Consider the following 21,962-nt stretch of genomic DNA (forward strand, 5'->3'; position numbering starts at 1 on the left):
AAGAGAGTTCCCTTTACTTTTTGGTTGCTGCTTCAATATCTTTGTACGCCCAATGGGTTGGAGGTACATCTGGCCAGCTTTGTCCTATTACTGAACTTAACTGCGAATGGTTCAGCAAACGATTGATGATAGTGACCGTTTCTGCTCGAGTCAATGTATTTTGGGGATGGAATGTACCATCTGGATAACCGGACATGTAGCCTTCTTTACTTACTGCCGCGATAATCTGAGTTGCCCAGTGATCTGCTGGTACATCGTAGAAGTTGTTCGGCATGCTGTCTCCATTTAATCCCAGATGTTTGTATACAATGGTCGCCATTTCCGCGCGCGTGATTCCGCCTCCCGGATTGAACGTGCCATTCGAATAACCGTTCATCAGCCCTGCTGCATTCGCTCTTCTAATCGCATCTGCCGCCCAATGTTGGTCGGCTACGTCCATAAACATTCCACTTGCGGATGTAGTCTTAACCATTCCTGTGTTTACCAGGATCATGGCCATTTCTGCACGGGTCACTTGGCGATTTGGATCGAAGTTTCCGGTAGGATAGCCGTTCATGTAGCCTGTTTGGTCGTTTTCTTCTTTCACAGGCTCACTTGGCTTCGGTTCTACATTACCGGAGTTGCCTCCAGTAAAGAACGGGTTTTGAACTTGATTAGTGCCGTCCCGGTCTTTTTTCCGTTCTTTTTCCCGGTCTCTGTCTCGTTTATCGACAGATTCTAAACCTCTTCTTGCTTTTTTAAGCTCAGCAAGTGCTTCGTCTACCTCGTCTTGGGTTGCATCAGGATCATCCAGTACGTCATTTGCTCGCTTTAATGCTTTTTCGAGTTTTCTCCAACTGGAAGATGTATAGTCATCCTCATCCAAGTCTTCATCGTCAATTTCATCTACTCTTGCTTGCAGTTTTGATTTGTCGACTGTAGGTGTTGGCGTTGGCTCGTCTGGTTTTTTCAAACCTTCTCTGGCCTTTTTCAATGCCGAAAGCGCTTTGTCTACTTCTTCTTGAGTTGCATTTGGATCAGCCAGTATTGCATCCGCTTTTCTCAAAGCTTTTTGCAGCTCTTCCCAGCTCTCGCTTGTGTAGTCTTCACCCTCAAGACTCTCGGATTGGATTTCGTCCGCTTTTGCTTGCAGTTTTGATTTGTCGACTGTAGGTGTAGGCGTTGGTACGCTTGGTTTTTTCAAACCTTTTCTGGCCTTTGTCAATGCCGAGAGCGCTTCGTCTACTTCTTCTTGGGTTGCATTTGGGTCAGCCAGAACCGCATCCGCTTTTTGCAATGCCTTTTGCAGTTCTTCCCAGCTCTCGCTTGTGTAATCGTCTGCCTTTAGATTCTCGGATTTAATTTCGTCCGCTTTTGCTTGCAACTTTGATTTGTCGACTGTAGGCGTAGGCTCGCTTGGTTTTTTCAAACCTTCTCTGGCTTTTGTTAATACCGAGAGCGCTTCGTCTACTTCTTCTTGGGTTGCATTTGGATCAACGAGAACCGCATCCGCTTTTTTCAATGCCTTTTGCAGTTCTTCCCAGCTTTCGGTTGTGTAATCGTCTGCCTTCAGATTTTCGGATTGGATTTCGTCCGCTTTTGCTTGCAGCTTCGATTTGTCGACTGTAGGCGTTGGCACGTTATGTTTTTTCAAATCTTCTCTGGCTTTTGTCAATGCCAAGAGCGCTTCGTCTACTTCTTGTTGGGTTGCGTTTGGATCAGCCAGAACCGCATCCGCTTTTTGCAATGCCTTTTGCAGTTCTTCCCAGCTTTCGGTTGTGTAATCGTCTGCCTTTAGATTTTCGGACTTGATTTCGTCCGCTTTTGCTTGCAGCTTCGATTTGTCGACGACAGGTTCGGTTGGTGCTGTAACTACGGTGATAGACTTTGTCGCTTTGGCTGACTTGCCGTCTACTGTCGTCGCTGTTACCACAATTGTATATTCACCATCTTTTAAATCTTGGGTAGGTGTAAACGTCCAGTTGCCGTTTTCATCTACGATAATATCACCTGAAACCTCTACTTCTTGGCCTTGATTTTTAATAACTACCTTGATGGTAGAACCAGGTTCAGCTGTTCCTTTAATCTCTGGCTTCGTTACCGTGACTGGATTGGTACTTGGTTCAGTAATCGTAAGTGTCGCCCCAGAATCTACATTTTTGTTAAATGGATCTACTGGAGCACCGTTTGTACCTTTTAAGTTCCCCAAGCCATCATAGGAAATGTTTACTGCTTTATTGGAAACATCCGTACCTGCTGGCAAGGTGATCACTAGCTTTGTAGCATCGTTTTCGTCAACTTTGAAAGTTAGACCACCGTTTTCTACAGGTGTACCATCAACTGTAATTGTAAACCCAGTTAAATTGGTTAAAGCCACTCCTCGATCAAACGTCACCGTTAATTTATTGCCATCCGCTACTGTTTGCTCAATGGTAGCATCTGTTGGTACGGGTACAGTTGCGGCAACCGTAAAATAATTGCCATGTGCAAATTCAGCACTATTAAGTGTTACTGTACCATCTGTTAGTGGATGGAACGCATCATTCTGATCGAATTGCTCATCCTCACTAACAACCAGATACAAAGGCCACTCAGAAGCACCTTCTACTTTGTCTACGTGCAGGGTAATGTCTGTATCTTGCCAATTCGTTTTCTCTACTTTATAGGTGCGTCCAATACGTTTTAGACTTTCTGTATCTTTTGTTATTGGAGTCACGAATGTAACGTCTCCACCATTATCGCTAAAAACAAAGAATGATTTATCTTGTGCAATTGTCTTGGTATTCAGGGCATTCGTCTCTTCGATCGCATTTCCTATTGCAAGCGTGACATTGGCACCGTCAACCTGAGATTTCGATTGCTTTTGATACAAAGCACCTACTTCATCACGACCGATCCCTGTTATGCGGTTGCCGTAGCCAGTGTTGTTGCTAGCTGCCCACATCGTAGAGCCATCGCTAGCGACATAATCAATCGGAGCATTATTATCATCTTTCAATGTCAATCCGTATTTTAAAGCAAGGTAACTGTTGACTTTGTTTCGGTCTTCATCAGTCAATTTACGGTTATAAAGGATCGTTTCAGACATCTTCCCGTAAAAGCGACTGTTATGACCTGCACCAAAATAATAAGGTTTACTTCCGCTTGTTATAGGAGATACAAAGTTGGGAGTATTGCTGTTTGTCGTCTGTAACACTTTCCCATTTAGCGAAAGTACCCAATCATTTGGTGCACTCCAGATATTTAACATCGCTCCATTTTTTAATTGGTAATCACCGACGTCTGCGCTCAGGATACCTTCGTCTCTACCGAAATTTGCGCTTATGGATTTTCCATTATTACCTCCATAAACAACTGGAGCTATATATTTTCCTCCAAACTCCCATGGAAATCCGCTATATCTGTCACTTGCTTGGACAGAGAATATTTCCCTAGCCGTAGTAGCATTATTATTAAAATCAATGGAAGAGCGAGTATAATATCCTTTATTAGAGTCAATTTGGATTCCGCTATTAAAATTCAGAGCGTTAGGCACATTGTCATTGGAAGTAGCACCGCTAGGCATCCATACTCCGCCATCTGCCAAGTCTGTTAATTGATTGATTTGTTTCCCCGAAAGCACAGCACTTTGTTCTACATCAACCCAAGAGAGCAAGCCCTCACTCACCCCGCCTGGTGATGTTGATGTCGCAATGGCAGAGACTGTTCCGGTTGCCGTAGCACCACCAATGGCCACAGCGCTTAAACTGCTTTCAACTGAAGCATTGTCGGGAATATAGTAAACGGTCACTTTTCCTTCGCTGTCTGTTTTCACTGTAGACAAGTCTGTGATCGGGTTGCCAGTTGCATCCTTCCAGGTTCCAGCCTGGGAGCTTGTCAACGCGACAGGCACCTCTACAGCATTCTGGCCTGTAGCATCTTTGGCAGTAATCACAATCGGATAAGCACCATTTACCTTTGAACCAACCTCCATGTTCAGAGAGGATGGGGCCTGTTTGTATTCGCTGGAAGTATCAGGGTTGCCGAAATCGCTGCCAATCGGAGCAAGGTCGTTAACGAAATACCAGCTCAAGACTTTGTGACTTTCAGCAGCTCCCCCTGTCGCAGCTGTAAAACCTGCATAGATCTTATCTTTTCCTGCAAAAGCTTGCTTCAAATTTATGCCGTTACCCGTAATAAAAGGTGCCTCGGGTTTTGTTGCTGTATCGCTAAAGTAAACGGTCAGCGTTTCGGCAGAACCATCGTAGTCGATCCAAGTATAGTACGTCTTTCCATTGGATAATACATGGCCTGTACCATTCAAATCCTTGAACCAGGTCTGCTTTACAGGATCATTTGGATAGTTGTACACATCACCATCTACCGCAATGCCAATATAGTTGTTGGAAGGATCACCCCATCCAGAACCATTCTGATACGTATCAAACTTTACCGCTACGCTTGGCTTCACTGGCCCTTTGCCATCCCACGGCCCGCCAATGCCAAGAAAGCCTCCTTGTGCACCCAGGTTTTCCGGGTCGGATACGATGGCAAAGGTCATTCCATCCCCAGAGCTGGAAGCATTGATTTCAAAGGAGAAACCTGTACTAAATGACATGTTTTCATTCGGGCTGATCCCAACTCTATTAAATACACTGCCTTGTTGCGCCTTAATATTATCGGTAAGGACCATCTTGCCCGCATCCTCACCAGTGCCCCAATGTGCATTTCCATTTACCTTGAATAAAGCTTGTTGATCCGTGTTCGCAAAGTCTTTCATGTCAAACTTGTAGGTCAACCACTTTATCGCCTCAGCCGCCTGTACTCTTCCAGGGACTCCTGGCATCGAGAAACTGCTTGCCACCAACGTCAACAAGAGCATAAACGCCAGTGAACGCCTCCACCAATTTCGCCGCTTTGTGCTAGTATTCATTGCTCTTCCTTCCGCTCCTCTCAAGTCTCTATCTTTCTTGCGATTGCCTAAGAAAGAAATCGGCCCTCATCCATCGAACACCCCCTTCACCAAAAGAAGCTATTCTGCCTATGAGCTTGATGGAGCTTCTAAAATATTTTGTATAAGCTATCTATTTTTCAATAGATCTTTCCCGATATGACATCTTAACAGGGCCGCCTCTACAAAACCTCTACAACTTTCCTAGTCTACCTTGATATATTCTTTAGTAAGAGGTGTCCTGAAAATCTTGTCGAAGAGTATTCATTATGAGAAAAAATGATATTCTTTGGATCTGGGGCCTAACAATTTTCTTACTACTATTCATTGAGGGTAATCATTGAAATGAAAACAGTCGCCTGGAAATGGACGAAAATGATCGTTGTTGCTCTACTAGTGGTAACAGCCATTCGCTTACTCTGGATGAGTTTTCTTACCACCTTTGACTACGCTGAAAAACCAGTGGCTGTACAAGGTGTGCTTGATTTACGCGGGTGGGAATTCTCGGAATACCAAACATTACGGTTGGATGGGGAGTGGGAGTTCTTCCCTTCTCAGTTCATAGAGGGAAACGGCCTGAAGAAACCTGAGGGACAGACATACCTCCAAGTGCCCAGTCGGTGGGATGAGGCATTCGTTCATGAGCAGGGTATACCGGACTCCTTTCACTTCGGCACGTATCGACTACGCATCTTGCTTGATCCGGAACATGAACAGACACTTGGGCTCAGGATCAATGAGCTTCGAACTGCCTCGGCCGTCTATGCCAATGGGAAATTAGTCGCCCAGGTGGGACAACCGGCAACCAGCTTCATAGAGCATCAGGCACGCAATATTCCCTATACTGTCAAACTGACACCAGAACAAGGCCAAGTAGAGTTGCTTATCCATGCTTCCAATGATGCCGGGGCAGGAGGAATCACAAAAACTATTCGCTTCGGTACGATAGAAGCTGTACAGATGCGGACGATCCTCTCCATCAGTTTGCAACTATTATTACTCGTCGTGTTTCTGATCCATAGTTTATATGCCTTGCTCCTGTACTTCTTGGGTGCCAGAAATAAAGGCTTGGTATATTTCTCTTTGGTCATGATTTGTGGAATATTGACTGTGGTAACAGCCGATGACAAGTTATTATTTGTCTGGTTGCAGTTCGACTATGATTGGACCGTTAAGTTGACATTTCTCGTCTATGTTGGTGCAGTCGCCTTCATACCTGCCTTGTTTCATCATCTGCTTCCTGCTTATCTGAACAGAAGGATTTTACAAGGTTTCGGTGGCTTGTGCTGTTTATACGCCATGTTCATCCTCTTCGTACCCGTTGGAACTATCTTAGCTATGATCAGAATACTTTCTATCGTGATGCTCCTATCCGTCATTATTTCTGCCTACATACTCTGGAAAGCCATTCGGGACAAGGAAGACATTATATTTCTCCTGCTAGCTTGCTTGTATGTAGGGGTGAATGTGATCTGGACGATTGCTTATGCCATATTAGGCATAGAATTTGTTCACTACCCCTTCGATCTGATCTTTGCCGTACTTGCTTTTGCGGCATATTGGTTTAGACGATTTTTCCGGGCAACGACTGAGACGAAACATCTTGCTGAGAAATTACAGCAAGAGGATAAGCGCAAGGATGAATTTTTGGTAAATACTTCTCATGAACTGAGAAACCCATTACATGGCATCATCAATATCACACAATCGATTATCGAGGATACAAACACGCCCCTTCATGAAGAACACAAAAAGCGTCTGGATATTCTCCTGCATGTCAGCAGACGTCTGACGCTCATGCTAGATGATTTACTGGATGTAACCCGATTAAAGGAGAACACCATTCGCCTGCATGAGAAAAAATTAAACCTGCAGTCTATCTTCGCTGGTGTTTTCGATATGGCGAAACTGATGCTGGACGGAAAACCGATTGCTTTAAAAGTGGAAATAGACGATTCGTTTCCTTCTGTTCGGGGAGATGAAAATCGGCTGATTCAAATTCTTTTTAATTTGGTGCATAATGCCATTAAATTTACAGATGAAGGAACCATCACGATTCGCGCGACAACGTCGAAAGGATTTGCGCATATCCAGGTAGTGGATACTGGGGTTGGTATCGAGGAAAAGGCTCTGCAAACCATTTTTCAACCTTATGAACAAGCGGAACTCAATTCAATCAGAGCAAGTGGCGGATTCGGGCTTGGCTTACATATTTCCAAACAGTTGGTGGAGCTACACGGCGGTACTCTATCCGTTCAGTCCACCCTGGGAAAAGGCTCTGCCTTTACTTTTACACTCCCACTAGCTACAGATTCCGTTCCAATAGAAGAAAGCAGCGCTCAGACATTGATGCAGACTTCACTAGAAATGGCCGCTGCAACGACTGATCAAATCACGACATCGACAGAAACGGTTTCTTCTATGAATAGAAAAGCAAAAATTATCGTTGTGGATGACGACAGTATTAACCTGAACATCCTTAGCAAAATGCTTGAATCAGATCAATATGAAGTAAGCACGGCAACCAGCGCTCAGCAAGCCCTGTCCATACTGGAACGTAAACCGGTGGATCTGGTCATCTCAGACGTCATGATGCCCCACGTATCCGGCTATGAACTAACACGCATCATCCGGGAACGATTCTCTGTTTTAGAACTGCCTGTCCTGCTCTTGACTGCGCGCAATCGTACCGAGGATATCATAGCCGGCTTTCAAGCAGGAGCGAACGACTATGTTAAGAAACCCGTCGATGCTTGGGAATTAAAGGCAAGAGTAAAAGCCTTAACAGAGTTTAAAATCTCCTTCGATGAACGTTTGCGTATGGAAGGAGCATGGTTACAATCACAAATCGAACCTCATTTTTTATTTAACGCATTAAATTCAATTGCCGCCTTGGGACTCCAGGACTTCACGAAAATGCAGGCACTGCTTGAAGAATTTAGCAACTATTTGCGTTTGAGCTTCGACTTTCATAATTCTGAACCCGTTATCTCGCTTCACGATGAACTTGACCTTGTTCGATCTTATTTGTATATCGAGAAGCAACGATTTGGCGATCGATTGCAAGTGGAATGGGATCTGAAGCCTGATCTCGATTTTTGTTTACCGCCCTTATCCATACAACCGCTAGTCGAAAATGCAATCAAACACGGCTTAATGCAACGCACAAGTGGGGGAACAGTCTGGATTCACATCAAAGACAAAGAGGAGTATTTCGAAGTTTCAATCGAAGACGATGGGGAAGGGATAACAGAGGAAGATCTGAATCAACTTTTCAGCCAAACCAGGCATGGCAAAAAAAGAGCAAGCGTAGGTCTGCGAAATATCGAACGGCGACTAAAACAACTATATAGCCAAGGATTAACGATTGATAGCTCACCTGACCAAGGTACGATCGTTACTTTCAGAATCCCAAAATAAGGAATAATCCACTTGGTTTATTCCTTATTTTTCTGCTTCCAAAGTTGATACCATTCTGTAATAGCCGGATTAGGCTGTTCTTGCAATTCGTTCCATAACACACTCGTTAATTGATCGTATTGCTTGTGAACCGAAGAGTGCCTTCCCATGTCAGCAAATATTTTCATAAGGAAAAAATAAGCTTCTTCCTCGAGCGGATAACGGTGACAAATGTCCAAACATAGCGTGATGGCTTTGTCCCATTCATCATTGGCGTAATACCAATCCACTACTTTCACGGCGGTTTGCACCCATTGCAGTTGTAATCTTTGACGCTCGCTTTCAGCCCATATGTAATTATGCTCTTGCTAATAATCTCCTTTACACAAAGCTATGGCTTGTTCATATTCGCCAATCGTCTCCGCAGATAAGGATAAATCAGAGCGAAAAAAACGCTCAAACTGATCCACATCCAAGATGGTTTTTTCTAGTCTTACCTTATAGCCTTCTGATGTATTGCTGATTTGAAAATGTTTACTAAATGGCGCCAACGTTTTACGAATATGATAGATAGCCGTATACAATTGATGATAGGCTTTTTCCGGTTCAAGCTCTGGCCAGAGCAACTCAATGATCGCCGTTTTATTAACCACCGCTCCCCTGTGTTGAACCAAATATAAGAACAACTGCTGCACCTTGGCAGTTCGCCAACGAAGTAGGATTTCCTGGCCTCCATCTACAATCGTTACTTGTTGAAACAGACTCATTTGTAAATTCTCCGATTTCTGAAGGGAGAAGGTCGTATGTTCTTCCATCATGGATTGAATTCGTTTCATTGTATTTTGCAGACGTTGCTTGCCAACTGGCTTTAAGACATAGTCAAGGGCGTTCAGCTCAAATGCTTTAATCGCATATCTCTCATATGCGGTGACGAAAACAATTTGTAATTGAGGTTTCACTTCCAAAAGCTGTTCGGCCAACTCGATACCGTTTAGCTTTGGTGTTTGAATATCCAAAAAGACAATATCAATCTCATTTTTTTCAATCTCTCGTTTGCCGATCATCGGGTCCGTAAACTTGCCAACAATTTGAAAATCGCCGATATTTAATAGCTGATGCTCCAAATAATTTAATGCTAGCTCTTCATCGTCGATTAAGATCGCTTTCATCATGTTCACCACTTTAATATTCTATCTATTTTTAAACTATTCCCTCCCTGAACATTTACTCAAACCTTCCCGCTCCACTACTTAGGTTGCTGCTCAACTTGCCTTTAACTCTCCTCCCCTTGTATCGTTGGATTTTCATTAAGCCGCACTTTATAAGACTCGCCCCATACTTTCATTGACATAATGACCGGTTCGAGAGTCCTTCCGAAATCAGTAAGGGAGTATTCCACTCTTGGAGGAACCTCTTTATATATTTCGCGATGAATGATGCCATCCCGTTCAAGCTCTCTTAACTGCAATGTAAGCATAAACTGCGTGATTCCCGGATTGAGGCGTCTGAATTCATTGAATCTTTTTGTTCCGTTCAGGAGCTGATAGAGAATGATCCCCTTCCACTTTCCACCAATCACATCCAGCGTTGTTTCAACTGGACATGCTTGCATATCTGGACTCGCTCCATATTTCTTTCTTCGGTCTCCCATCAGCTTATCCCCCAATGGTTTGATTTTTAATACTATACCATAAAAATATGCGTACTTACTTAAAGTAATTGAATCGATTTACAATGCAACTGTACAATATTTCCTATTTGAGAGGATGAATACCCATGAATACTCACCAAAAGATGAAAGCTGTCGGTGCTTACCAATACCTCCCCATATCCAATCCGGAAAGCCTTTTTGATCTGCACTTGGATAAACCGGAACCTACAGGCCGCGATTTGCTTGTAAGTGTGAAAGCAATCTCCGTCAACCCTGCAGACGTAGGCGTCCGCGAAAGCCATAACTACGAAGCCGATTCACCGAAAATTCTTGGTTGGGATGCCGCTGGAATCGTAGAACAAGTTGGTCCTGACTGCCAAATGTTTAAACCTGGGGACAAGGTCTATTATGCAGGCAGTGTGTCTCGACCTGGCAGTAACAGTGAATTTCACTTAGTTGATGAACGAATTGTGGGAAATATGCCAAGAAGCTTGGATTTCGCCGCCGCGGCCGCATTACCGCTCACCTCGATAACTGCATGGGAGGGCCTTTTTGATCGTCTAGGAATTAACGTAAATACAGGTGAAAACAAGAACATACTGATTATCGGTGCAGCTGGAGGAGTAGGATCGATTGCTATTCAACTTGCAAAATTAGCAGGTTTGACCGTCATCGGTACTGCTTCACGTCCAGAGTCAATTCAATGGGCTAAAGGTCTCGGCGCAGATTTTATCATAAACCACAACACCCCTTTTCTCCCTCAACTCAAGGAAGTTGGTATTGACGCCGTCGATTATATCCTTTGCTTGAATGATACGGTTCAACATCTTGAAAATATGGCGGAAGTCATTGTCCCCCAAGGTAAAATTTGCTCTATCGTTCCTACAAATAAAACGACTTGGGCAGGGAGCTTGAAAATGGACTTGCTATTTTCTAAAAGTGTAACGTTTGTATGGGAGTTCATGTTTACACGATCCTTGTTTCATACCAATGACATGATCAAACAACACGAATTGTTGAATGAACTGGCGGACTTAATCGATGATGGAAAAATAAAAACTACGCTGACGGAACGACTCGAGCCTATCAATGCAGCAAACCTACGTTTCGCCCATGAGAAGCTGGAATCTGGACGGACCATTGGAAAAATCGTTTTAGAAAACTTCTGATACTACGAAGACAAAGTAGGCACCAATAAACAACTCTAAGGCCCCTTGCTACTATGGGGCCTTTTTCGTTCAACGATATGTGCTGGCGAGACAAATTCTCCCCAAACTCTGTAAAAACTTGCCTTTACCTTGTGATAAGGCTCAGCTTGACGAGGCTATCAGCGAAAATTTGGTCACGCGCTTGGCTATTTGCCGCCAATGCTTCGGTGTTATTCATAAAAATCCAGGTGAGAGAACTGGACAATCACTTGCTTGTCGCATGAAAACCCAGTCAATTTTGACAAATAAAGTGAGTGAGTGGTAGATTCTTTTTATACAATTCTTTCATTTGGGTGGGCCTATGAGAAAAAAATTACAAATTTACATATCGTCTACTTTCAACGATCTTATTGAAGAAAGACATACCGCTGTTGAAGCCGTACTTCAAGCCGGTCATATCCCTGCTGGAATCGAGCAATTTTTCAAGGAAAGTCCTATGAAAATTAGGAAGAGATGGATCGACGAGTCCGATGTATATATCCTGATTCTTGGAGGATTCTATGGTTTAACGCTTCCTGATGAATCCAAGAGCTATACGCATTGGGAATATGAGTATGCCGCAGAAGCAGGCAAACCTAGATTTGCTTTTGTTGTCACAGATGAAGCATTAAGACAAAAGCCATACGACTTCGCAGCAATAGAATACTATCAGAAGTTTCAAGAGTTTAAGCAATCGGTCATGGAACAAATCCCTATCTATTATGTTGAAGATGTACGGCACATTAAAATGGTACTTCGTGATCTATTGCCGGAGTATGCAGCAAGAGACGATTTATATGGCTGGGTTTCCGGCAAGGATGTCCCGGACGTTCAAAAGCTATTGGAAGAGAATGCAAGATTAAAGGCGGAGTTGGAGAAAAAGAAATGAAAGAGGGGCTGACACAACCAGCCCCTTTCTTCCGTCTTCCCCGCCAGCTTAGACTTCCCTAACTCCGCGGGAACCTTTATCCCTATTGTTCTAATCCCGGAACTTCAAATCTCTATTTTTGTCTCCAGAAACTCAAGGTACTTTGGGTCATCTTCCATAAAGATCGCAATCCCGGCACCCATATAAGCCCGGGTCAGCTCGTCTGCCGCTTTATCAAGGTTTTCCTGTTCGTAATACAATTGCCCTAACCGAAGATGAACGTAGGGATTCCCCAGCCCTTCCGGACACTGTACAGCATTATAGAAACACTTGAATGCCTTATCGTAATTCTTCATTTGAAAATGGACATCCCCAATAGCCACATATATCCACGTTGCCGCCTCCCATTCTCGATGATTTTCCGGCAATAATCGAAGGGCAGCGACGTACTTATTCTTGCCCTCCTCAAGATTGCCTGCTCTCACCAAATCATCGCCTTGTTTACACAGCACGGTAATTTCGGCATGGGTGGAATCTGAAAGTTGCACCGTCGTCTCTCCTATCCTGTGTGATTTGAAGCCGCCATAGCAAAAATTTTGCCGTTACTTGTGGAATGGTTCAGCTTAACGGTGCCAGCTCATCTGCGATCATTTTTGCCTTTTCCGCAAGCTCTCTCATATCATCAGCCGGAACAAGCTCGGCTAATTCGTAAGCCAGCGGATCACGGGAAAACTTGTACAATTCATCCCGAAGCAGGTTCCTTTTTTCTTCGGAGGCATCTATATAAAGTTTGCGCGGCTGCCTATCCTCATCCAAATCATGCAAATCGACATAGCCTGATTTTTGGGACTCCAACACAATGGCTGAAAGATCAATTAGAACTGAGCAGGCAATATCAAGTTCTGCTCGAAACGTGCCGTTAGCATTTTTTATATCAAATCCAATACTTCCGCCGCTTTTCAAGTCTCCCTCGGAAAGCAGAACATCCAGACCCAAGTCCTTTAAAATCTGATTGAGCGTCACACTCGTTGAGCCCAATTGTTCCAAATAGTCTACTAATGCCAGCGAATCATCGGAACCGCCAATTAAATCTCCCCACCATTTGCTTATGTACATGTTCTTTTCCCACTTTCTTGAAGCATTGTAATTATCTAAATAAGATCGTTTCACTCAAAAACATACTTATCAATGCACTTTCACCGAGCCACCGTCAGGCTATACCCGCCGCCTTTTGCAGACGAATTATAAGCTCCTTGTGCGGTTCCCGCGCCTTGCGAGCCAATGCAGCTAACTTCTCCACATTGCCCCAAATCGGGTACAGTACCCTTTCAACCTCGTCATCCGACAGCCTCTCTATTTGTTGTACGAATAGCGACAGCTTGTCTTCGCTTTCCAGCTCCGGCTGAATCTTCAGTTTTAGCGAATCGTGGGAGCGCAGCAGGCAGGTGATCAAGGTGGGAGTCGAGCGTTCCGTTATACCATAGGTTTCGGCAAAAACAGCTGTGAACTTGTCATGCACCAACTGATGCTCGTCATCCACAAGGTCCATGTATGCTTCAACAAGCGGAAAATACCGCTCGGACGAAAGCCCCAGCCCGAACACAGCATAACTGCCCGGCATTACGCTTTTTTCACTTTCCGTATCCTCGTACCATTCATACTCTTCCATCGCCTCACGAGCGTATTCCTCCAATAGAGGATGCAGCTCGGAATAAGCCAGAGCATTCGCAAAAAAACGGTGCGTGTCCGATTTGGCTAGCCCCTTAATGGGTAAATACTCTCTCGCGCTGGATTTCAACTTGATTTTGTAGCTTTTCGGGAAGTCCTTTCGGAGCAGGGAGAGAATAAACGAAATCGCCCGCTCGTACGCCCCGGCTTCTTCCTTGCGAATAACGATTGTGAAAAGGGAAAAAACATCGTTAGCCTTGCATTCGACCAATTCATGGCGCAAATGGACGTCTTCTTGTGAGAAGCTATCGCTGCCATCCTTCAGCATACGCGCGGCTTTACCGCTACCAAGCTGCTTCGCCAGCTCCAGAAAAGTCTGTCCCATGAATTTGCTGAATTCCGGCTCGTAACGAATAATCATCACCGCTCCGTACAACAGAAGGTCGATAGGCTGATTCGGCTCATCCTTATCCTCAAAAACAGCATCCGGCTTGAGCATATACTCATTGGCCCTGTATTCGGAACGGGTGACATCATAGTAACGCGGCAAAAATACATTCTCGACCCAGTCGGTCAAAGCCCTTATGATATCTCTTCGATGCTCCGCGAGAGCCTCAACCTGTTCTTTATTCAACTCCTGAATCCTGTCAAATAAAGCGATCGTCTTTGCGGCTTCCGGTTCGGGGAACAAATACGGGTCCAGCAGATGGCGCGCCAAAAAGAAGGTTTCCAGCCTGTTTGTCGGGTAAGAGCCCTTCTCCAGTTTTTCCTCGATATAGGAGTGAATTCGCTCCAGAAGCTGCCGCTTTTTCTCTTCATATTCAGTTTCCAGCACCGTTAATTCCACCAGCCCGTCCATCGTTGCGAAGGTTCCTTGGAAGGTAAAACGGTAGTTGATCAACGGCGACGTTTCCAGCTTGTCCAGCCTCTCCCTTACGATTTCCACCAGCAGGGGCTGAACCTCATGCAATATCTGCTCCCGTGTAAAGGGTGAAGCTTTCATCGACTTTTTGCCTGCGGCACTCCCCACAGATTTCGAACTCTCAACCCTAGTCCTGCCCGGCCGATAATCCAGAGTGACAAAGTTAAAGATGCCTACTTGCAGCGTGGTGCGTAAGATCACTTCCTCTGCGTTCTTTCGATTCTCCTGTTCGTCAAACCATTTATGAATCGCCGTTTTCATCTCTTCCAGCGCTTCTTTTTGTAGTTCGTTCATTGTCTCCCGCCTTTTTGCATGTTCCATCTTAGCTCAATACAATCATACTACGAAAATGGGAAAGCTTGTTGGAACTGTATGCCTCTTCCTGGGGTTGGCTAAAGCTTAATCCTTAGGATGTAGGAAGTAGAGAGGGGGGTATTATAAGTCAATTGGCTTGGGGAGGCTTATGCACAAATAGAAGATAAGGGAGGCTATATATGAGTAGAATCTGACTCAAAAAAACACATTATCTTCCTGCAAAGCAAAAGGGAGAGCGCAACAGAGGACGTTCTCCCTTTTGTTTATCTTAGATATGCAACATATGGATCAATATATATATTAGCCATAGTTAACTGCCTTTTCCGATTTTTTGCCGTCACTTATGGTATGGTCCACCGGGGTGGATGCTTCGGCAAAGAAATGCAAAAAAGAGGGAGAGTCTGCCCTCTCCTTCGTTATGCGAGTCTATTTAAAAGGTAGAACCTTTTAAATAAGAAAAGTTGGACATACTACAATGGTCTTAGAGAGAACTGCCGACCAAGTATCCTGCTATTTTAACAAGTGCACACAACTGAATACTCTTACTGGAAACTACAAGTTATTAAACCATTCACTATTAATACTTATATCTTCAATGATCCTTTCTTCCACATGAACCCCTAGTCGAGTCTCTTTAAGTTTCTCTGTCAGTTGATCGCCATCAATGAGATCAATCGGAGAAGCTCCATCTCGCTGTGCTTCTAATCGAGCATCTCTAGTAAATGTACCGGTTGTAATTATTAATCCTTTGTCTGCTCTTCCTTGCATCGCCCCCCTAAAGTCCCTTATGACAGCTGAACTCACACTATCCCTATATCTTTTGCATTGAAAGACTACATGGAATGAGAGTAACCCTCCGATCTTTACAACTCCTTTGCCATCAATTCCTCCATCTCCACTTTTCCCCGTCACGGTTACGTGAGTAAAACCAGATTCACGCAATAGTCTCATGCATAGCCTTTCAAATGAATCAGGAGGTATCTGTTTAACTATTTCGAGTAACGAGTCTTTCCACTCAAACTGTTCTTGAATGTTCATATTTCCATCATCGTTATTATTGATACCTTCATTATTAAGTTGGTACTTTTCATCTTTAACAAAGTCCTTCACTTGCTTCTTATTAATTGATTTGGTTTGAAGCCCTTTTTGAGTTAGTGACCATACTCCTCTAGCTGAGTTATCGAGCAATCCAAATCTCTTTAAATACGTTCTTGCCCAAGCTAAACGATAGCTTAATTTTGTAGTATTACCTCTATGTATATCAGCAACATCATCCTCGGACAAGTTCAACATCTTTATTACTTCATCTTCCATTTCAGATATTGAAGACGAACCCCCAAGATTATGTAGAGCCTGTAGTGCAGGGTTCATTAATTCATCGTATTTTGGAACCGCCATACATAATAACCTCCCGATACCAACTAGATATCTCTTGTTCCTTTGAAAATAACAAGCTTTCAAACTTACCACAATCATATCACCAATTTGGAAAACACTATCGCATTTTCCCATACAAAAATCCCCCTAAACTCTAACTTTAGGGGAATACACATGTATCACTCCTATAGACCTCTACTCCTCTCTAACCCAAGTTTTCCCATCAATTATGATAAGGCTCACCGTAACGGATCGAACGTAAAATTTCTTTACGGGCATAACTATAAATCCGCCAACACGGAACATACATTCCATTCCTATGATGCAAACAATTACTGTTAATTGGTCACTCATCTTTCCAGCGTCTAATAGTTACTTTCCATATCATTAATTACTCCTATTCATCTCTGGGGTACAGAATATCTGTGGGGTTTTACTTTGATAAACTCTTAGAGACTTTCATCTAAAATATGAAAAACGATTCATTATCTCTTCCATAATTAATAATCCTTTAACGTTAACCGTCTGGATTGACTTTCGTGTTAGGGTATTAGTTTACAACCCCACTCTTTGCTTTACCTACTATCTATAATAAGGCTCACCAAGCCTAAAAAACCTGTTTAACAATTATAATATATAGAATTCCACTGAAAATCTAAATTATTTAAAAATCATTTATAAATGGTGAAAACTTCTATTATAATTTACATGATACCCAACAGTTCAAAGTCGTTGATGAATTATTGTCTTTAGTGAATGCTACCCACGTTAAAAGCACTTCAAGAATTAACAACTTTATGCTAATCCGGCAAAAAACAAATCATTAATGGCTGCAAATTTACGCTTATATAGAGCTTGTTAGATGTATCTCCAACGAGCAGAATCTGTTATTAAGTAGCCCAAAATTTCAAAATTAAATATAACTTATATTCGTCGCCTCAGATTTGAGTCACTCGATAGATACTGCACAAGGTGGCATTAAACAACGTATAAACTAAATAAATTTATCAGAGGGGAAATCAAATGAATTTATATACTTTTAAGGAATTAGTCAGCAACTTAGAAAATATTAGTTGGAAACTTGACAGGTTTAGAATCCATACTGTTAATCACATAAACAAATTTTTCGAAGATCAAAATTGTGCAGAAGCCGACATTAATCTACCTTGTGCAGAGTGGGATGAGGAAGAACGTGAGGAATTCGAAAGTGAATGGGCGTATTTAGGTAATAATGTTGTTGCATCGCTATACAGTGAGATGGGATGGGATTATGAAGAGCTTTCTTCAATTAAAACCATCCAAAGATCTTATCTTGCTGATTGTAGTTATTATAACTATACATTTTATGATGTTTGGAAGAAAATTATTCAATGCGATAACGTCGAGTTTTGCTATGCAATGAATGTATTAAGATATCTTGTTTATGAAAGAACAAAATTAGGCAACTCTATTGTCAATATTACAGACTATGCACTAAAAAAATACGAATTAATTGTGATTCGAGATTTGCTATCTCACCAAAAACGACCGACAGTTTTTATTGCCATGAGCTTCGCTGATGAACTGAGAGAAGCCGGAAGATACATATGTGATTCTATAAAGGCAGCTGGATATGAACCAATATTAATGCATCAAAAGGAACATAATGAATGGATCGTCCCTGAAATAATATATGAAATAAAACGAAGCTTATTTGTAGTTGCCGATTTTACAGGACAAAAAAACGGCGTTTATTATGAAGCAGGATTTTCTAAAGCCCTCGATAAAGTTGTCATCATGACTTGTAGAAAAGACAGCTTTAATGATGTGAATTTTGATACAAGTCAAATTAATCATATAGTATGGGAAAATGAAAATGATCTATATGAGAAGTTACTTACCCGAATAGTTAAAACAATTGGGCGCAATGAAGTTATTTAATTTTATCTAAAAAGAAGCGACCGCAAATTATTCTCGGTCGCTTCTTTTTAGATTCTCTCATTCTTCACTAGATTCCAATAATGCATTCCTAAAGGTGTTAATTCGCAGGATTTACTGTTTATGGCTGCAAAATACATATGTTCCGCACCGATCGGTACTACCAGGTTTACACGATTATAATTTTGTAGCACTCTAAATATTTTTGTGTTTTCTTCGAAGGGGTGTTCACTCTCTGGCTCGAATGAAGGATCCAGTTGAAATTGGCTACTTATTTCTTCAAAAAGGTCAGGTAGCAATTTTAAATCAGAAAGACTAATCGGTGGATTTACTTTTCGTAAGGAAACGAAATTCTTTACATTTGTTTTAAATATCGGTCTCTGCTCCCACGGACCTAATGACTGATCTATGTGAGCATACACACTTCCTGGAGTAATTTCTCCAACGAGATTTGAGGAACCACCGTTTAATGCATCAACAAAAAGTGTAGTAAACACTCCACTTCCATTCATTTCTGTAGCATATTGTTTTGCACTTGATGCGGTCAGTATCGTTACTCCTTCACTCAACAAGGCATTATTATCTGATATATTAGTACCTGCTATTCCAGAATGGCAGCTATCTAACACAATTATTTTATTTTTTGCCCTAGATGTATTCACAATAGCAAGGAGTTCATTTAAAGACAGTCCATCATCTCCATCCTTGCAATCAGAGGTAAGTAGAAAGCCACCAACACTCTCGATATATCCATGCCCAGCAAAATAAAATAATGCGACTTCACAGTCATCATAAAAAAGTTCTTGTACATTATCCTTCAACTGTCTTCTTGAAATAGCACTGTCTTCACCCATAGCTACCATCAAATTGACAGAAAAATTGATTGTACCATCACTATTTCTATCAAGCACTGATTTGATAGAATATGCATCATTTACACAACCATATAGTGGGGAAATTTCTTTGTAGTAATTGATTCCGACAACCAATGCTTTTCTGTTTATCGACATCTATTTGTTCTTCCCTTCCCCCATCATCTGGTCAATTTTCTCTGCGATTTTTTCCCAATCCCACTTTACTACCCTACTTCTTAGCAATCCATCTGGCAAATTACTGCTCGAATCCGCTCCGCCAACATAAACTCCAAATATAGGAACGTCGTTATCCTTTGCCATTTTTATCTCTTTTTTTACTCCTGTTGCACTAGCCATGTACTTTCCTACCAAGACAATGAGCATATTTGTTTTCTTTATCTTCTCTTCAACAATAGCCTCCCACTTGCTTTGAGGCATAGAGGATTTAGCCGACCAGTCTTGAATGGAGAATGGTGTTTTAGAGTTCTTACTCTGACCAATAAATAGTGTCTTTTCTGTGCTATCATGATCATAATCGAAGCTAATAAATGCTCTTGGGTCTGCCAAGTTACTATCCCCTTTCGAATATAGAAAACCACAACCATAACTCCCGTTCGCTTAGTTCATTACACTTTTATTTTTCTTACTATTCAATATATTACCTCCGAAGCAAACGGAAAACAATCCGTTTCACTGACAAAAGCAGGACGGGTTGTTTACTTTAGTAGGTAATTTAGCCTCAAATTGGATCTGAGTAACCCAGAAAATGACTTACAGTCCTACCAAAGTTACTTTTGCATCTCAACCAATCTGTTCTTCTAGGTTTTCGCTATGGTAGAAACCTTAATACAAACGGATTACTGAGGTTATCAATTCTTCTGACAGACCCTTAAAAGTCTTTAAGTTTTCTTTTTATTATTTTTTCATATATTTTAGTTATTAAAATCATTATTATCATAAGCATCAATGGGGGGATAGCTAAAAATTTTAGTTTAGGAAAAATAGCTACTATGCATAAAAAACATAATGAAAGGAAGAATAGGGATATAGTAATCAATCTTAATTTCTCTATCCAAACTTTGTTTAAACGGAATGCTCTAACTATCTTTACAATGTTCCAAGCTACACATCCCCCTGTAATAATTGCGAAAAATGTAATCAAAGCAAGATGCGTGTTTCCGTTAAATAATTCAGTCCATTTTTTTGTGGCCATATTAATTATTACATCGCCTAATTTTGAAGTGTATTGCAAGCTTTTATTTACCATATATAAAGTTCCGGTTACAGATATTAAAATGGAAATAACAATTGCCCTACTTCGTCTCCAGTCTTTACGAATGTATTTAAAATAGTAATATTTATTAATTATTTTATAGCGCATTATTGAAGGAAGATGAGAATTAAAGATTATATCATCAAACTCACCTAAAACATTTTGTTTATCCTCTCTAAATAATTTAGCGAATTTTCTACTTTTCGTTAAATCAATTGCTAATTTATCAGCAAGTATTTCATCAATAAGTATTCGATATAGATTGAAGCTTATAGATACCAGAAACAAAAACATAAATGAACAAAAAATCCAAAGTGAAGTTAAAGTATTTAATGTAAATAATTTTGAAATTTTACTATTATTAGCTTTTTCATCAACTCTTTGTAGCTTTTGATAAACACTTTTAATTAAATTGTGTATTTCATAGTTTATAAGTGTGATGCTCCAATTCTTAACGTGATGTAGTTCATGGCACACAACTGCAAGTATAATATCTTTATTAATAGATGAAACAAACAATCCTTTATTCAACGAAACAATACCATACTTGGCATTACCCACTGCATAAGCGTTAATATCATAATTGTCATTAACAAAGAAGTCTACCCTCTTAATAATCCCTAATTGTTGCAAATAGTTATTTATTGGCTCTTCATATTCAGGATATACTTTAAATAAAGGTATTCCCCTTCCTTCTAAAGTGAACGGTTCTCTAGACTTTTTAATGAATATTATTATCACAGGTAATAATACAGAAGTTGTAATTATATAATCTATCCAATTAAATACATGATCACTTAGCTGAACTGTTACAAGAAAAGGTAGGATAATTAGTTTAGGTAATAAACTTACAAACCATCCTACGGTCAATAAATATGCCACAGTGATAATTCGATATATTTTGCTAATATACGTTCAACTCCGATAAATTTTCATCTAAATTGGTTGGCCTAATTTAGTTTTCAAACTACGGTGGAATGCCTCTGCATAATTAGGTGTTATTCTTCCCAGTAACCCCCTTTCAATTGTCTGTTCCCGTATAATCACTCTCTTATCTTTAATCAGTATTGAAATATATTGATCTAAGTCATTTTTAGATTTAAGTAATGGCCATTTCCATAAATACTCTGGTATTTGATCCTGTTTGGGAAATGTAACAAAACTAGATATAGGATACTCTTTTTCAGTAGCTAACCCTATTTCGAAAGGTACCCACCATGAAAGTTTTGTATTTTCCGAAAGTACTGCAATCAAATGTGAACATTCACTTAATTTATTTCTTAGATGGTTAGTAAGATTATCACCAGAGCCACTAAGTTGCTTATCTAAGACATCCAAATAATAATCAATATTATGCAATAATAAATAATTTGCGATCCTTATCGCTGTATCACAATCTTCTTGTTTATGCGAAATAAATATTTTTAACATTTCCATTACTCTCCCTTTTTACAAAAAGTAACAACATATCTCTCTCATTCAAGACGATAAGGAACTAAAATTTAAGTTAATTGGAGAGCCTTTCGAGAGTAGTATCAATTTTCTAGTTTAGGATTTTTTACTGCATCATCAATACCAAAATATATTTATTTTAAAGTTTAAATTATACAATACTTGTAACT

General features: G+C 41.1%; 16 protein-coding genes. 4 read left to right on the forward strand and 12 right to left on the reverse strand.

Features of this window, described 5'->3' with window-relative positions; all coding sequences use genetic code 11:
- Positions 1–13 precede the first annotated feature (13 nt).
- On the reverse strand, positions 14–4,891 hold the full coding sequence (locus AB432_RS30085) for a DUF8202 domain-containing protein (RefSeq protein WP_082196024.1): 4,878 nt from the start codon (positions 4,889–4,891) through the stop codon (positions 14–16).
- Between the two features lie 363 nt (positions 4,892–5,254).
- On the opposite strand from AB432_RS30085, the gene AB432_RS30090 reads away from it, so the two are divergent.
- Positions 5,255–8,329 carry a hybrid sensor histidine kinase/response regulator gene (locus AB432_RS30090; protein ID WP_048035438.1) on the forward strand — a complete coding sequence of 1,025 codons (3,075 nt, stop codon included), beginning with the start codon at positions 5,255–5,257 and terminating at the stop codon, positions 8,327–8,329.
- Positions 8,330–8,346: 17 nt separating this feature from the next.
- Here the strand turns inward: AB432_RS30090 and AB432_RS31230 are convergent, their stop codons facing one another.
- From AB432_RS31230 to AB432_RS30100, 3 genes are all read right to left on the reverse strand, one after another.
- On the reverse strand, positions 8,347–8,661 hold the full coding sequence (locus AB432_RS31230; protein WP_268811860.1) for a bacterial transcriptional activator domain-containing protein: 315 nt from the start codon (positions 8,659–8,661) through the stop codon (positions 8,347–8,349).
- Positions 8,662–8,676: 15 nt separating this feature from the next.
- The gene (locus AB432_RS30095; protein WP_235617582.1) at positions 8,677–9,480 is read right to left on the reverse strand and encodes a response regulator; all 804 of its coding nucleotides are present in this window, start codon (positions 9,478–9,480) and stop codon (positions 8,677–8,679) included.
- Between the two features lie 101 nt (positions 9,481–9,581).
- The gene (locus AB432_RS30100) at positions 9,582–9,959 is read right to left on the reverse strand and encodes a winged helix-turn-helix transcriptional regulator (RefSeq protein ID WP_048035439.1); all 378 of its coding nucleotides are present in this window, start codon (positions 9,957–9,959) and stop codon (positions 9,582–9,584) included.
- 125 nt (positions 9,960–10,084) lie between these two features.
- Here AB432_RS30100 and AB432_RS30105 point away from each other — a divergent pair, with 125 nt between their 5' ends.
- Positions 10,085–11,128: a zinc-binding alcohol dehydrogenase family protein gene (locus AB432_RS30105; RefSeq protein ID WP_048035440.1), complete on the forward strand. Its 1,044-nt coding sequence runs from the start codon at positions 10,085–10,087 to the stop codon at positions 11,126–11,128.
- 340 nt (positions 11,129–11,468) lie between these two features.
- Complete coding sequence (locus AB432_RS30110) at positions 11,469–12,035, forward strand: DUF4062 domain-containing protein (protein ID WP_048035441.1); 567 nt, start codon at positions 11,469–11,471, stop codon at positions 12,033–12,035.
- A 104-nt stretch (positions 12,036–12,139) separates the two neighbouring features.
- Here AB432_RS30110 and AB432_RS30115 read toward each other — a convergent pair whose 3' ends face one another.
- The 4 genes from AB432_RS30115 to AB432_RS30130 all read right to left on the reverse strand — a co-directional run bounded on the left by AB432_RS30115 (position 12,140) and on the right by AB432_RS30130 (position 16,317).
- The gene (locus AB432_RS30115) at positions 12,140–12,562 is read right to left on the reverse strand and encodes a tetratricopeptide repeat protein (protein ID WP_048035442.1); all 423 of its coding nucleotides are present in this window, start codon (positions 12,560–12,562) and stop codon (positions 12,140–12,142) included.
- A 70-nt stretch (positions 12,563–12,632) separates the two neighbouring features.
- Positions 12,633–13,130: an imm68 putative immunity domain-containing protein gene (locus AB432_RS30120; RefSeq protein ID WP_048035443.1), complete on the reverse strand. Its 498-nt coding sequence runs from the start codon at positions 13,128–13,130 to the stop codon at positions 12,633–12,635.
- 94 nt (positions 13,131–13,224) lie between these two features.
- Positions 13,225–14,898 carry a DUF6138 family protein gene (locus AB432_RS30125; protein WP_048035444.1) on the reverse strand — a complete coding sequence of 558 codons (1,674 nt, stop codon included), beginning with the start codon at positions 14,896–14,898 and terminating at the stop codon, positions 13,225–13,227.
- A gap of 573 nt (positions 14,899–15,471) precedes the next feature.
- Positions 15,472–16,317, reverse strand: a complete 846-nt coding sequence (locus tag AB432_RS30130) for a restriction endonuclease (protein ID WP_048036012.1) — start codon at positions 16,315–16,317, stop codon at positions 15,472–15,474.
- A gap of 1,002 nt (positions 16,318–17,319) precedes the next feature.
- Here AB432_RS30130 and AB432_RS30135 point away from each other — a divergent pair.
- Positions 17,320–18,216, forward strand: coding sequence for a hypothetical protein (locus AB432_RS30135; RefSeq protein WP_053079653.1), 897 nt, complete (start codon positions 17,320–17,322; stop codon positions 18,214–18,216).
- 47 nt (positions 18,217–18,263) lie between these two features.
- Here the strand turns inward: AB432_RS30135 and AB432_RS30140 are convergent, their stop codons facing one another.
- From AB432_RS30140 to AB432_RS30155, 4 genes are all read right to left on the reverse strand, one after another.
- Complete coding sequence (locus AB432_RS30140) at positions 18,264–19,223, reverse strand: caspase family protein (protein ID WP_048035445.1); 960 nt, start codon at positions 19,221–19,223, stop codon at positions 18,264–18,266.
- A complete protein-coding gene (locus AB432_RS30145) occupies positions 19,224–19,634 on the reverse strand; it encodes a TIR domain-containing protein (protein ID WP_048035446.1) in 411 nt (136 codons plus the stop codon).
- Positions 19,635–19,956: 322 nt separating this feature from the next.
- Positions 19,957–21,222, reverse strand: coding sequence for a M48 family metalloprotease (locus AB432_RS30150; RefSeq protein WP_162630276.1), 1,266 nt, complete (start codon positions 21,220–21,222; stop codon positions 19,957–19,959).
- A gap of 54 nt (positions 21,223–21,276) precedes the next feature.
- The gene (locus AB432_RS30155) at positions 21,277–21,771 is read right to left on the reverse strand and encodes a toll/interleukin-1 receptor domain-containing protein (protein WP_048035448.1); all 495 of its coding nucleotides are present in this window, start codon (positions 21,769–21,771) and stop codon (positions 21,277–21,279) included.
- Positions 21,772–21,962: the final 191 nt, after the last annotated feature.

This window comes from Brevibacillus brevis (assembly GCF_001039275.2).
Classification (GTDB): domain Bacteria; phylum Bacillota; class Bacilli; order Brevibacillales; family Brevibacillaceae; genus Brevibacillus; species Brevibacillus brevis_C.